General features: G+C 62.7%; 11 protein-coding genes. 8 read left to right on the forward strand and 3 right to left on the reverse strand.

Annotated elements, in window-relative coordinates; all coding sequences use genetic code 11:
- Positions 1-38: 38 nt before the first annotated feature.
- Complete coding sequence (locus tag NQV17_RS35945) at positions 39-1,541, reverse strand: catalase (RefSeq protein WP_374692799.1); 1,503 nt, start codon at positions 1,539-1,541, stop codon at positions 39-41.
- Positions 1,542-2,146: 605 nt separating this feature from the next.
- On the opposite strand from NQV17_RS35945, the gene NQV17_RS35950 reads away from it, so the two are divergent.
- The 5 genes from NQV17_RS35950 to NQV17_RS35970 all read left to right on the forward strand — a co-directional run bounded on the left by NQV17_RS35950 (position 2,147) and on the right by NQV17_RS35970 (position 8,978).
- Positions 2,147-2,593, forward strand: coding sequence for a hypothetical protein (locus NQV17_RS35950; protein WP_257775891.1), 447 nt, complete (start codon positions 2,147-2,149; stop codon positions 2,591-2,593).
- A 413-nt stretch (positions 2,594-3,006) separates the two neighbouring features.
- Complete coding sequence (gene mdlC, locus NQV17_RS35955; RefSeq protein WP_257775892.1) at positions 3,007-4,596, forward strand: benzoylformate decarboxylase; 1,590 nt, start codon at positions 3,007-3,009, stop codon at positions 4,594-4,596.
- Between the two features lie 55 nt (positions 4,597-4,651).
- Positions 4,652-6,103, forward strand: a complete 1,452-nt coding sequence (locus tag NQV17_RS35960; protein ID WP_257775893.1) for an aldehyde dehydrogenase — start codon at positions 4,652-4,654, stop codon at positions 6,101-6,103.
- A 262-nt stretch (positions 6,104-6,365) separates the two neighbouring features.
- A complete protein-coding gene (locus tag NQV17_RS35965; RefSeq protein WP_124569952.1) occupies positions 6,366-7,712 on the forward strand; it encodes an MFS transporter in 1,347 nt (448 codons plus the stop codon).
- Between the two features lie 93 nt (positions 7,713-7,805).
- Positions 7,806-8,978: an alpha-hydroxy-acid oxidizing protein gene (locus NQV17_RS35970; protein WP_257775894.1), complete on the forward strand. Its 1,173-nt coding sequence runs from the start codon at positions 7,806-7,808 to the stop codon at positions 8,976-8,978.
- Between the two features lie 115 nt (positions 8,979-9,093).
- Here NQV17_RS35970 and NQV17_RS35975 read toward each other — a convergent pair whose 3' ends face one another.
- Both NQV17_RS35975 and NQV17_RS35980 read right to left on the reverse strand, forming a co-directional pair.
- Positions 9,094-9,288 (reverse strand): hypothetical protein, encoded by a 195-nt coding sequence (locus NQV17_RS35975; RefSeq protein ID WP_257775895.1) that lies wholly within the window; start codon positions 9,286-9,288, stop codon positions 9,094-9,096.
- Between the two features lie 201 nt (positions 9,289-9,489).
- Positions 9,490-10,308, reverse strand: coding sequence for a response regulator transcription factor (locus NQV17_RS35980; protein ID WP_124484799.1), 819 nt, complete (start codon positions 10,306-10,308; stop codon positions 9,490-9,492).
- Positions 10,309-10,485: 177 nt separating this feature from the next.
- Here NQV17_RS35980 and NQV17_RS35985 point away from each other — a divergent pair, with 177 nt between their 5' ends.
- From NQV17_RS35985 to NQV17_RS35995, 3 genes are all read left to right on the forward strand, one after another.
- Positions 10,486-11,331: a carbon-nitrogen hydrolase family protein gene (locus NQV17_RS35985; RefSeq protein ID WP_257775896.1), complete on the forward strand. Its 846-nt coding sequence runs from the start codon at positions 10,486-10,488 to the stop codon at positions 11,329-11,331.
- A 127-nt stretch (positions 11,332-11,458) separates the two neighbouring features.
- Complete coding sequence (locus tag NQV17_RS35990; RefSeq protein WP_257775897.1) at positions 11,459-12,799, forward strand: APC family permease; 1,341 nt, start codon at positions 11,459-11,461, stop codon at positions 12,797-12,799.
- Positions 12,800-12,938: 139 nt separating this feature from the next.
- The gene (locus tag NQV17_RS35995) at positions 12,939-13,535 is read left to right on the forward strand and encodes a plasmid pRiA4b ORF-3 family protein (RefSeq protein ID WP_257775898.1); all 597 of its coding nucleotides are present in this window, start codon (positions 12,939-12,941) and stop codon (positions 13,533-13,535) included.
- The last annotated feature ends 148 nt before the right edge of the window (positions 13,536-13,683 follow it).

A 13,683-nucleotide genomic window follows, 5' to 3' on the forward strand; every position in this document is an offset into this window, starting at 1 on the left:
GCGAAGGCCGCACGAGCGGCCTTCGCGCGATTGCCCGATCAGTTCTCGACGAGCTTGTCGGCGAGCGATTTCACGCGCGACAGGTCGGCGTGCGTGGCACGTGCAAGGCGGCTACCGTAGTCCGCATCGGCCTTGTAGAAGTACGACAGCATCGCGTACTTGTTGGCGTCGTTCGTCACGTGGTTCAGGTCGCCCGACAGCGCGGTCACGAGGTCCTGCCGCTCCTGCGCGGGCAGCATGCGGTAATACTCGCCCGCTTGCCGGAAGTTCAGCGTCTTGCGGATCGCGGCCTGCTGCGTCGTGCCGGCAAGCGGCGTCTGGACCGACTTGTAACGCGGGTTCTGCGCGAGTTCGTTCAGCGTCGACGGCTCGTAGTTCACTTCGCCCTTGCGATCGCCGAAGTTCATCGCGCCGTCCTGGTTGTTGTTCGTGACAGCGACGCGCGGACGGTTGATCGGCAACTGGTTGAAGTTCGCGCCGAGGCGGTACATCTGCGTATCGGCGTACGAGAACATCCGGCCCTGCAGCATCCGGTCTTCCGACGGCTCGATGCCCGGCACCATCCGTGACGGTGCAAAGGCGGACTCTTCGGTCGACTCGAAGTAGTTGTCCGGTACGCGGTTCAGCGTCAGCGTGCCGATCTTGCGCTCCGCAACGCCGGCCCACACCTTCGTATCGTCGAGCGGGTTGAAGTCGAACGCGTCGAGCTCGGACGGCTTCAGCACCTGAATGTAGAGGTCCCACTTCGGCGCGTCGCCGGCCTTCAGTGCGCCATACAGATCGTTCGTCATCAGGTTCCAGTCGGCGCCGATCGAACCCGGAATATCCTTCGGACGCAGCCCGTGCATCCCTTGCTCGCTCTTCCAGTGGAACTTCACGTACGTGAACTTGCCGTCGGCGTTGACGAACTTGAATGCGTGCACGCCATAGCCGTCCATGTGCCGGTACGAATCGGGCATGCCTTCGATCGAGTACAGCCGCGTCAGCATGCTGGTCGCCTCCGGCGCGTGCGCGAAGAAATCGAACGCGAGGTTCGCGTCCTGCACGCCGGTGACGGCGCTCGGCTTGTTCGCATGAACGAAGTCGGGGAACTTGATTGCATCGCGGATGAAGAAGATCGGCAGGTTGATCCCGACCAGATCCCAGTTGCCTTGTTCCGTATAGAACTTCACGGCGAAACCGCGCGGATCGCGCGCCTGCTCGGGCGAGCCGCGATAACCCATCACGGTCGAGAAGCGGACGAACACGGGCGTCTTCGTGCCGGGCGTGAAGACCTTGGCCGTCGTCAGGTCGCTGATGTCGGCACTCGGCACGAATTCGCCGAACGCGCCGGTGCCGCGCGCATGCACGACACGCTCGGGGATGCGTTCGCGATCGAAGCGCTGGAGTTTCTCGATGAGATGCGAGTCCTGCAGAAGCACCGGCCCGTTCGGTCCGGCCGTCTGCGAATTCTGGTTGTCGCCGACGGGCGAGCCGTTGTCGCGCGTCAGTTCTGCGGCATGAGTCGAAGAGGCCAGTGCGACGCAGGCCGCGGCAATCATGCTTTGCAAAAAGCGATTCGCGGTGTGTGACATATCGATGAGATTCCTTGGCTGAGGGGGAGAAATGCCGACGAAATTTAATCTTTCCGACGTGGGGTGAGCCAATTGAATCTCGCTAATTGCGTGATAGGCAGTCGTATTTCTGTCACGCAAATGATTCGGTAAACTAAATTATATTTTGGTCGATATGTGGTAGCTGATTCAGGTCGTCGATCCGGCGACTTGCCCATCAGACGGTCGAGTCCCTGGCCTGGGCGTGGCCCTATCGCCCGCGGGAAGGCCCGGTCTGCTATACGCGAGCGGCCGCAGGCCGGGCCGGCGGCGTCGATGACAGCGCCGAGCGAGACGACCTGGATCGAATCGATGCGTGCGCAATCATTCGCGTGCGGCGCGGTGCCTGGTGTGATGACGAACGTCCCGGGCAATCGTGCCCGTGAACGCGGGTCGATTGACTTCCGCGCGTGCCGCGACAAAGAATCAATCGACACGACCCGGCGGCCCGTCAGGCCGGATGCGGGATGTGAGAGGCGAGACCGGCACACGGCCGTTTGTCGCGCACGTCGCGGCCCCGCCACCGGCAGTCCCATCAGTCATGCGAGGAACTCATGCCCTACCTCATTCAAAACGGACAAGGTCCCGCGCCGCTGGCGGTCGGCGAGCGCATCTGGGGAGATGCGACGCAAATCGATTTCGGCGCGATGACGAGCTGCATCGCGCTCGTCGAACAGACGCCGGGCCAGCCGACGTCAGTGCGCGGGATCCATCTGTCGATCGTCAGCGGCGACGGCACGCCGGTCTACGATCCGGCGTCGAACGTGGCCGGACAGGTCGGCACGATCATGCAGCCGAGCGGCAACCTGCGTGCGTGCCTCGGGCGCATCGACGTCTGGCAGGCCAGCCAGTCACAACAGTTGCGGGATTTCTTCGCAGGGCTGATGCAGGGCCTCGACATGACGACCTGGCTGCAGTTGCCGGACGGCAACCTGCAGGTGCGGTTCAACAGCGGCGTGATCCAGTATCGGCAGGGCACCGGCGCCTGGATCGACGCGTAGGCGGCCCGCCCGGGTGAAGCCGGCGCGGGACACGCGAGCGTGCGCCGGCGCAGTTGTCATGGCCGCGTCGATCAGCGTCACGCTGCCGCTTGTTTCAGCCGCGACGGCCGCTCGGCCGTTGAAAGGGGCTAAAGGAATCGAACAAGATCCCGAGTTGTCCGGTACTAGGTGTCTTCCCTGAACGGGATCGCCATGGCCGCTCACCGCGGCTGCCGCAGAGCCGGCGATGACGGCGTACGGCCTTGACCCGCAAGGCTTCCGGGCGGAATGGACGCATCCGGCAGCCCGATGGACCCATGCCTGAACGTAATGACTTTGAGCACTTTTGGCAATTTTCAAACAATGCATCGAATCCCATACTGCGGCTCATCCAATCACCGCCAGCCTGAGTGGCGAACCGCAGAGGACTCGAGATGCAACGAAACCCAAGTGGGCAGCCGACCGTTCGCGATGCCGTCGTGGACTTGATGCGGCGCCTCGGAATGACGTCGGTGTTTGCCAATCCCGGCTCGACCGAGCTGCCCATGTTCCGCGACTTCCCGGAGGACTTCCGGTACGTGCTGGGATTGCAGGAAGCCGTCGTCGTCGGTATGGCGGATGGATATGCCCAGGCCACCGGCAATGCCGCTCTGGTCAATCTGCATTCGGCGGCCGGTGTCGGCAACGCGATGGGCAACATATTCACGGCTTTCAGGAACCGGACGCCGCTGATCATTACTGCCGGCCAGCAGGCCCGTTCAATTCTGCCGTTCGATCCGTTTCTGTCGGCATCGCAAGCAACCGAGTTGCCGCGGCCCTATGTGAAGTGGAGCATCGAACCGGCTCGTGCCGCGGATGTTCCGCTTGCGCTCGCCCGTGCTTACCACGTGGCGATGCAGGAGCCGCGTGGCCCGGTGTTCGTTTCCATTCCAGTCGACGACTGGGATCAGCCGGCCGACCTCGTCGAGGCGACACGGGTCAGCACCCGGTTCCGCCCCGATCCGGCATCGATCGCGGAGATCGGTGACGCGCTGGACAACTGCAAACGGCCGGCCATCGTCGTCGGCGCGGAACTCGATCGTTCCGACGCCTGGAGCGAGGCCATCCAGCTCGCCGAGCGCCACAACGCGCGGGTTTATGTCGCGCCGATGTCGTCACGCTGCAGCTTCCCTGAAGATCACCGACTTTTCGCCGGATTCCTTCCGGCGATGCGCGAAAAAATCGTTCGGATTCTGGATGGGCATGACCTGATCTTCGTCGTCGGGGCGCCGGCTTTTGCGTATCACGTCGAAGGCAGTGGGCCGCATGTGCCTGATGGCGCGGCGTTGTACCAGCTGATCGACGATCCGGCTACCGCGGCGTGGACCCCGGTCGGCACGTCGGTGGTGGCGAACGTTCGCCTGGGGCTGGCGGACCTGCTCGCCCGTCCGGCGCCGCGCGGCCGGCCGTTGCCGGCGCCTCGCGAGGTCGTCGAGCGAGCCGAGCCCACGGCGGTCATGTCGGTCGCGTATGCGTTGCAGACGCTCTCCGAGGTGCGCGACGCAGCGGATATCGTGGTCGAGGAGGCGCCAAGTTCGCGGCCCGTCATGCAGCGTTATCTGCCGTTTACGCGCAGTCAGACGTTTTACACGATGGCAAGCGGCGGTCTGGGCTACGGCATGCCCGCCGCGGTGGGCGTGGCGTTGGGCAAACCCGGCAGCCGCGTGATCGGCCTCATCGGTGACGGCTCGACGATGTATTCGCCGCAGGCGATCTATAGCGCGGTCCAACTCGATCTCCCGATCACCTTTGTCATCCTGAATAACGCCCGCTACGCCGCCTTGCAGGAATTCGCGCCCGTCTTCGGCTTCTCCGCGTCGGATCCGGTACAGGGCACCGACCTCGCGGGGCTGGATTTCGTTTCTCTGGCCAACAGCATGGGTTGCGAAGGGGTGCGAGTGAGCGACGCGCCGTCGCTGAAGTCCGCGCTGGAAGACGCTTTGTCTTCGGGCAAAACGCGCCTTGTAGAAATTGTCGTGGCCTGACCGCGAGTCGGTGGTTCGACAGGCTGGCTTTTCAAACATATTCCAGGAGACGGCTATGAATCAGGTATCGATGTTGATCAACGGCGAGCGCACGATGGCCCGCGATGGGGCGACATTCGAGCGCCGCAATCCGCTCGATGGCACGGTTGCATCGACGGCACCCGCCGCGACTGTCGCCGATGCACAGGCCGCGGTGCACGCTGCCGCCGCCGCGTTTCCCGCATGGTCGGCGATGGGGCCCGGCGAGCGACGCGCATTGCTGAATCGAGCCGCAGATGCGCTCGAAGAAAAGGGCGACACTTTCGCGCTGGCAATGGCAACCGAAACGGGCGCGTCCCGCCTGTGGGCCGATTTCAACGTCAAGCTTGCGGCCGACGGATTGCGCGAAGCTGCTGCGATGATCACGCAGATTTCGGGCGAAGTGATTCCGTCGGACGTGCCCGGCAATCTCGCGCTCGGGGTTCGGCAGGCCGCCGGCGTCGTGCTCGGGATCGCACCGTGGAACGCGCCCGTCATCCTCGGCGTGCGTGCCATCGCGTTGCCGCTGGCTTGCGGCAATACCGTCGTGCTCAAGGGTTCGGAAATTTGCCCCGCGACCCACGGCCTCATCATCGAGGCGTTGCAGGACGCCGGGCTGCCGCGCGGCGTCGTGAACTTCGTCACGAATGCGCCGGCGAATGCCGGCGCCATCGTCGAAGCGCTCATTGCCGAGCCCGCGGTCAGACGGGTGAACTTCACGGGCTCGACCCGCGTCGGCCGCATCATCGCCACCCAGTGCGCGAAGTATCTGAAGCCCTCGGTACTCGAGCTCGGCGGAAAGGCTCCGCTTCTTGTTCTTCACGATGCCGATATCGACGCTGCGGTTCAAGGCGCGGCATTCGGGGCGTTCGCAAATTCCGGTCAGATCTGCATGTCCACCGAACGCATCGTCGTCGACGCGAACATCGCCGACGAATTCGTCGTGCGCCTGGCCGAAAAGGCGAAGAGCCTGCCGCTTGGCGATCCGAGAAAGGGCCCGGCCGTACTCGGCTCCGTTGTAGACATGGCGACCGTCAGGAAGTGCAACGACCTGATCGACGACGCGCTGGCGAAAGGTGCGACGTTGGTCTGCGGAGGAAAATCCGAGACCACGCTCATGCCGGCCACGCTGCTCGATCACGTCACGGCCGACATGCATATCTACCGGGAGGAGTCGTTCGGGCCGGTCAAGGCGATCGTCCGCGTCGAGGGAGACGAAGCGGCCATCGCATGCGCGAACGACAACGAATATGGTCTGTCGGCGGCAGTCTTCAGCCGTGACGTCGCGCGTGCGTTGACGGTAGCGAAGCGTATCGAGTCCGGGCTTTGCCACGTCAATGGGCCGACGGTTCACGACGAGGCGCAAATGCCGTTTGGCGGGATGAAGTCCAGTGGTTTCGGGCACTTCGGCGGCAAGGCGGGAATCGCGGAATTTACCGATTTGCGCTGGATCACCGTGCAAACGACGCCTCGTCACTATCCGTTCTGATGGTTGCCACGGTCGGGGCGCGTCTTGTTCGCGACGGACGAGACGCGCCGCTGGATCGTGGGCGCGAACAAAACAACAACCCTGTACCGGTGAGTAGCCTTCGCTCCTGTAATGACGAGCGATCGGCTTAAGGAGACTGCAATGCCTATTGTCGATTTTGAGTGGTCGCTCGATCGCACCCAGTTCGAGTCGGGCCATCACGTCGGAAAACGGATTACCCCGGCCTGCGATTCAGGCTTCACTGCTCTGGTCGGGGGGCGAAATGAACGATCGTAATCCCGGTCTGCCGATCGTCGACATAGGCCGCACCCTTGATGACGGGCCGTTCTCGGCGTTTCAGCGAATGGTCGTCTTTCTCGCCGCGTTTGCGATCGTAATGGATGGCTTCGATGGGCAACTCATCGGGTTCGCCATTCCCAGCTTGATCAAGGAATGGGGCATTACGCGCAACGCATTTGCGCCCGCCGTTGCTGCCGGCCTCGTAGGCATGGGTATCGGTAGCGCGTTCGCCGGCCTTTTCGCGGACAGGTTCGGTCGGCGCTGGGCCATTATTGGAAGCGTGCTGGTATTTGGCCTGGCGACAAGTTCGATTGCGCTATCGCCGGACGTCATGACCATTGCAATCCTGCGCTTCTTCGCGGGACTGGGTATCGGTGGTGCGCTGCCAAGCGCGACGACCATGACGGCGGAATTTACGCCGGCTCGCCGGCGGACGCTCGCAGTGACCGCAACCATCGTGTGCGTACCGCTGGGGGGCATGCTTGCGGGACTGTTCGCGAGCGTCGTGCTTCCTCACTATGGCTGGCGTGGGCTCTTTCTCATCGGCGGCACGCTTCCCGTGGCACTGGCGTTCCTGCTGTATCTCGCCATGCCGGAATCGCCGCGTTATCTTGTCCGCCATGACGAACGCTGGAACGAACTGCGTCACCTGCTGACCCGCATGTCCCGCTCGATTCAGCCGGACGCCGTGTTCGCCGATCAGAAGGAACAGAAAGCGGTACAGCGTCCGGGCTTTCGTGCTCTGTTCGCGGACGATCAAGGCCGTGACACGATTGCAATCTGGATCGCTTTCTTCATGAACCTGATCGCGGTCTACAGCGCGTTCAGCTGGCTGCCGACGATGCTTGCAGGCGAGGGGCTCAGCCCTTCGGTCGCAGGTTCGGGGCTGACCGCCTACAACCTGGGTGGCGTCATCGGCGCTCTGGGCTGCGCAGTGGCAATCGGCCGGTTCGGGTCACGCTGGCCTTTGCTCGTGTGCTGCCTGATGGCATCCGCGAGCGCGCTTTTCCTGCGCGGTATCGACGTCTCTGCCCACACGACGTTGCTTGTGTTCGGAATTGGTTTGCACGGCCTCTTCGTGAACGCGGTTCAGTCGACGATGTATGCCCTTTGCGCCTACGTCTATCCAACCGAGATACGCGCGACCGGGACCGCATCCGCGCTTGCATTCGGGCGGCTCGGAGCGATTCTCAGCGCGTTCGCCGGGGCATTCGTGATCACGCAGGGGGGAGCGTCTGCGTACCTGGGCATGCTGGGTGGGGCGATGTCGATGGTCTTTATCTGCCTGATGATCGTGCGTCGCCATGTTCCGCCCGTCAATCGCGCCTGACCTCAGGCTCCAGGTTGACCGAGGCGCGCGAAACCGGACTCCAGAGCGCCTCGTGTTCTTCGCATCACGATCTACTCCGACAGTACGTAAATCATGACAACAGGATTTCCCGGCATTTTCTCCGTCAGCGACTATCGTGACGAAGCCAGACGGCGGCTGCCACGAATGGTGTTCGACTATCTGGAAGGCGCGGCGGACGATGAATCGGGACTGAGGCACAACCGTTCGGCGTTCGATAAATTGCAGTTGTTGCCGCGCCGGCTGTCGGATGTCAGCATGCGAGAGCAGTCGGTGGAGCTTTTAGGCCGGCGGATTCCGTCACCGCTGGTGATCGCACCCACGGGCCTGAATAGCGCATTCTGGCCCAAGGGCGACCTCGCACTTGCGCGTGCGGCGGCCAAGGCCGGTATTCCCTTCGCGCTATCGACGGCTTCCAACATGTCCATCGAAGAGGTGGCAAAAGGATCCGACGGAGAACTGTGGTTTCAACTGTATGTGGTTCATCGCAACCTCGCGAAGAGCCTGGTCAATCGTGCCCGCGCGGCTCGCTATTCGACCTTGATCCTCACCACCGATGTAGCGGTCAACGGTTTTCGCCAACGCGATCTTCGCAACGACTTTGCCATGCCGTTCAAGGCAAGTGTGCGCGCGGCCGTCGATGGACTGTCGCACCCGCGCTGGCTTTGGTCCTATCTGATGCACGGCATGCCGGAGTTGAGAAATTTCGCTACGGACGATGCATCGGACACGGCCTCCCAGGCAGCGATTCTTCGCAGACAGATGGATGCGAGCTTCAGTTGGGATGACCTGCGCCGTTTGCGGGACGAATGGCCGGGCAAACTCCTGGTCAAGGGCATCGTGACGGCCGACGATGCCGCGCGGTGCGTCGAGCTCGGCGCGGACGGCGTGATCGTTTCGAACCACGGCGGCCGGCAGCTCGCCGACTTGCCCGCGACAGCCGATGTGCTGCCGGATATTGTCGAGCGCACCTCGGGAACGACTGTCATTCTCGACAGTGGGATACGGACAGGGGCTGACGTCGTCAAGGCGATCGCCTTGGGGGCACATGGCGTGATGCTCGGGCGCGCCACGTTGTACGGGTTGGCAGCCAGAGGGGAAATCGGCGTGAGCGACGTCATCGAGATGATCAAACGGGAAACAGACCGGACGCTCGCCCTCATCGGTTGCCGATCGGTCGGGGAGCTCGATCGCAGCTACATTTCGAAGCGAACGACAATACCAATTGATGGTTTGTCGTTGCCTTGATGGGTCGATCGGAATCCGTATTAAGTTTCTGCATTGCGACGACGCCGGCACGCGACGTCGCCGCGCGGCCGCGCCTGACCCTGCCCGCGGCCGATGCCGAATGCTGTCCGAACGTCTACAGGTACCGGCCGAGTGTCTTCAGGATGCCCGTCTCCAAGGTTTCCGTCGGCTTCCATCTCAGCGGAAACAGCTCGAAACCGGCACGCAGCGCGCTCACGCCGTGCGTCTGCTGCAAGTAAAGGCTCGGCAGGACGCGCACGCGTGGCTGCGCGGTCGCGTCGTCGAGGTCGCGGAAGCGCTCGAGCGGCATGGCGTCGCGGCGGAGGCTTAGGGTTCGTTCACGCGGCTCAGCCGACGACGAGCAGCGGCGGCAGCGTCGCGACGTCGGGCTGCTCGTCGAGCCGCCACAGGCAATCGAGTCAATCTGGATGCACGTGATTCCATGCTCACCGGCGAAACCTGAAGCGGCAGCGCGCCTGCCGGTATTCGTGCCGTGACACCGAGACGCGAATCACGCAGATTCGCCGGATCTGCCCCGATCGTAGAACATCGCGAACAATTCGGATTGCGATCCGACACCCAGCTTCGCGTAAATGTGCTTCTTGTGCGCACGCACGGTCTCGAACGAAATCGACAGCTTTTCCCCGATCGCGCGTGACGAAAATCCGCTCAATGACAGCATCGCGACTTCGATTTCGCGCGTGGTCAACGCGCCGCGCCCGCTCTTTCCGGTCAGCATCCCGAAGCGCGCCTGCGGGTCGGGCGCTTCGCCTTCGGTCACGCGCGGCGCATCCTTGATCGCGAACGTCTCGAAGCGCAAGCGCTGCTGCATCAACGACAGGACCCAGGGCGTGTACAGCGTGAGCAACGCAATCTCGCGATCGTCGTACTTGCTCGTCTTGCCGAGCGAAAAGCCCAATGTGTGATCGCGATCGATCATGACGTTGAAATGCACTTCGTCGCCGACGATGTTTTTCCTGAAGTACCGCTGGTAGTACTCGGTCATCCGGAAATTGTCCGGCGCGACGTCGGCGAGCGTGTAGAAGCCCGACGCCTGCGTTTCGAACGCGGCGAGATAGAACGGATCGAGTTGATAGAGGGCGGCCAGATAGTCCTGAAACATCAGGTCGATCTTGCCGTCGGGCATCGCCTGCTCGGCAAGCACGAGAGGCGGCGCGGCGCGCGCGAAACGCAGCGCGACCCAGTTGTCGAACTCGAGATGCCGCTCGAGCACACGCGTGAGGCGTGCCCAGAAATGCGGGCCATCGAGGGCGTCGATGGCCGAGCCAATCTCCCGATGAAAAGCGAGATCTCGCCATTCGAAGTCCATCGTGTGCTCCGGTGAGGGTAACCCTGGCGGGGAATTTCAGGTCAAAAATAATAACCCGATAATCGGCCTCACTTCGACAGGCAGGGGTACACGGCCTGTTTCGCTCGACCGCGCGTCGTATCAGAAGGGCAGGGCAGACGACGCGCCGATGAAAGGCTATTGGAAGGAGACGGTTTCATGCAGGTAGAACTCGCGCAACTCTCGCTGATCGACGGCCACGTCGCGCACAACACGCGCAAGGTGATCGACACGATCGGGCGCGTCGACATGGCAGGCGGCACGAAACTGATCGTGTTCCCCGAGACGACGTTGTCGGGCTTTCCGACCCGGGACAATGTCGCCGAAGTCGCACAGACGCTCGATGGCCCCGGATTATCCGCGGTACGCGACGCGGCACGACAAAAGGGCGTCGCTGTCGCCGTGGGCCTCGCGGAGCGCGACGGCAACCGGTTTTACAACACCACGGTACTTGTCGACGAGCAGGGCGACATCGTGCTGCGCTATCGCAAGACGCATCTGTGGGCATCGGATGTCGGTGTCTTCACGCCGGGTGACCGCTTCGCGACGTGCATCTGGAACGGCCTGACGGTCGGCCTGCTGATCTGCTACGACATCGAATTTCCCGAAACGGCGCGAGCCGTCGGCGCGCTCGATGCCGATCTGCTGATCGTCACGAACGGCAACATGGACCCGTTCGGCCCCGTGCATCGCCGCGCGATCGCGGCACGCGCGATGGAAAACCAGATGTTCGCGGTGATGGTGAACCGCTGCGGGGCCGGCGACGACAATCTGACGTTCGCAGGCCTTTCCGCGCTCGTCGATCCGTTCGGCGAAACCGCGCTGGAACTGGGCAGGGACGAGGCGGTCGTGCAGGCGAACCTCGATCTCACGCGTCTCGAAGCGAGCCGCGAACACTACAACTACCTGCACGACACGCGCGTGGCGCTTGATCTCGCGCCGCTCGAACAGTCGGACGGACATCGCGCATTCATGATCGAAGCGCGTTGTCAGCGCGGCGAATAATCCGGTTTCGCAGTCCGTTCACGGCATCGCGCGGGCGTCATGCGTCGCCCGGGCATGCCCGTTCAATCGAAATGTCGGCCGAAGGCACACAGGCATTCGCATCGGCCCCGAAGGTCCAGGAGATAACATGCAAGCGTCGTCATCCCATGAATCGCCGAGCCTGAAGCGCACGCTCGGCCTGCCGTCCGTGCTGCTGTTCGGCCTCGCCTATATGGCGCCGCTGATCGTCTATGGTACCTACGGCGTGCTCGCCAAGGCCAGCGACGACACGGCCGCGCTCGCCTATCTGCTTGCGCTGATTGCCATCGCGTTCACCGCGCTCAGCTACGGCAAGCTCGCACGGCTCTATCCGACTGCAGGTTCGGCCTATACGTACACGCGCAAGACGTTCAACCCGCACCTCGGCTTCATGATCGGCTGGGCGACGCTGCTCGACTATTTCTTCCTGCCGATGGTGATCTGGTTGATCGGCGCTGCATATCTGAACGCCGCCTTTCCACATGTGCCGACCTGGATCTGGATCGTCGCGTTCATCGTGTTGACGAGCGGCCTGAACATCGTCGGCATCGAACTGGCTGCGCGCTTCAATATCGTGCTGATGATCGTGCAGCTCGCGATCGTCGTGATGTTCGTGGCGCTGTGCTGGCACTATGCGTCGGCCGCGGCCGGGCCGGGCGGCATCGCGATGGCGGAGCCGTTCTTCAAGCCGCACGTGCCGTTCGGCGCGACGATGGCGGGCGCCGCGATCGCTGCGTATTCGTACCTCGGCTTCGACGCGGTGTCGACGCTGACCGAGGAAACGATCGAGCCGAAAAAGAACATGCCGCGTGCGATCTTGCTGATTGCGCTGATCGGTGGGGCGATCTTCGTGATCGCAGCGTACACGATGCAGCTCGCGCACCCGGGCGTCGAATTCAAGGACACGGATTCAGCCGCGTTCGAGGTCGCGAAGATGATCGGTGGCGATGTGTTCGTCACCGTATTCCTCGCGGGTCTGATCCTCGCCCAATTCGCGTCGGGCATTTCCGCGCAAGCGAGCGTCGGCCGGCTCCTCTATGCGATGGGGCGCGACGAAATCCTGCCGAAACGCGTCTTCGGATTCATTCACCCGCGTTTCAAGACACCGGCGATCAACATCGCGCTGGCGGGCGTGGTCGGCCTGATCGCGCTGAAGCTGGACGTCGCCACGTCGACGTCGTTCATCAACTTCGGCGCGTTCCTTGCCTTTACGGCCGTCAATCTGTGCGTGATTCGCCTGTATCTGTCGGGTCATCACGGCGAACGCCGGATCGGGGTGTTCGGCGGGCTCGTGTTCCCGGTGATCGGCGCGGTGTCCGATATCTGGCTGCTCGTGAGTCTCGAGAAGGCGGCACTGATCCTCGGCATCGCGTGGTTCGTGCTCGGGCTGGGATATCTGTGCTGGATTACGCGGCTGTTTCGTCAGGCACCGCCGGAAGTGGCGATTTGATCGAGGTGAGGCGGGCTGCAGTGCGGTTGCTATGCGCGGATGCTTCGCGTCCCTTCCAGCGTCGGCGATCCCACAGTACTTGCTTCAGGTGACCCTTGCGAGGCGATAATAGTGCAGGTTCGCGTTCTGAGGAGATCGAATGCCGAAATCGTTCCCGCGCTTCACCCTCAAAGTGGCGCTTCAGCACATCGATCCGCCCATCTGGCGTCAGATCGAAGTCGAAGGAACTGAATCGCTGCGCAAGCTGCATCACATTCTGCAAGCAGCTTTCGGATGGGAAGACACGCATCTCCACGACTTCCTGATCGATGGCATGACCTACGCCATGTTCGAGATCGATGACGTGGTGGACTTTGCTGACACGGGCACGACTGCAGATGACCGAAAGGTTCGTCTGCAGGCGGTCCTGAAGCCAGGTTCGCGCTTCGTTTACCGATACGACTTCGGGGACGGCTGGAATCACAGCGTCGTCGTCGAGAAGATGGAAACGATCGAGGGCCAACCTTGGGGAGAAGCCCAAGTCATTGGCGGCGCCCGTGCTTGTCCGCCGGAGGACGTTGGCGGTCCATCCGGCTATGAGGCGTTCCTGAATACGCTATCCAACGATCCGGACAGTGAAAAGGCAGAGCGTTACCGAAACTGGATCGGGTCCGGCTTCGACGCGGAATTGTTCGATTTGCGCGCTGCCAATGCAGCGCTGTTGCGCATGGCTTCCAACCGTTGGGGCAATCGGTAACTCAAACTGCGTCAAGACTCTGAACGGCATGAAGACGAGCTGCTGGACTTCATGACTCTAACGAGACCGCAGTATGCCGATAGAACCTTAGTGTTGCGCTGAAGCGGCTGACCTTCGGCGCGGGACGCAACACCGCCAAATGCACCAG

This window comes from Burkholderia sp. SCN-KJ (assembly GCF_024656005.1).
Taxonomy (GTDB): Bacteria; Pseudomonadota; Gammaproteobacteria; order Burkholderiales; family Burkholderiaceae; genus Burkholderia.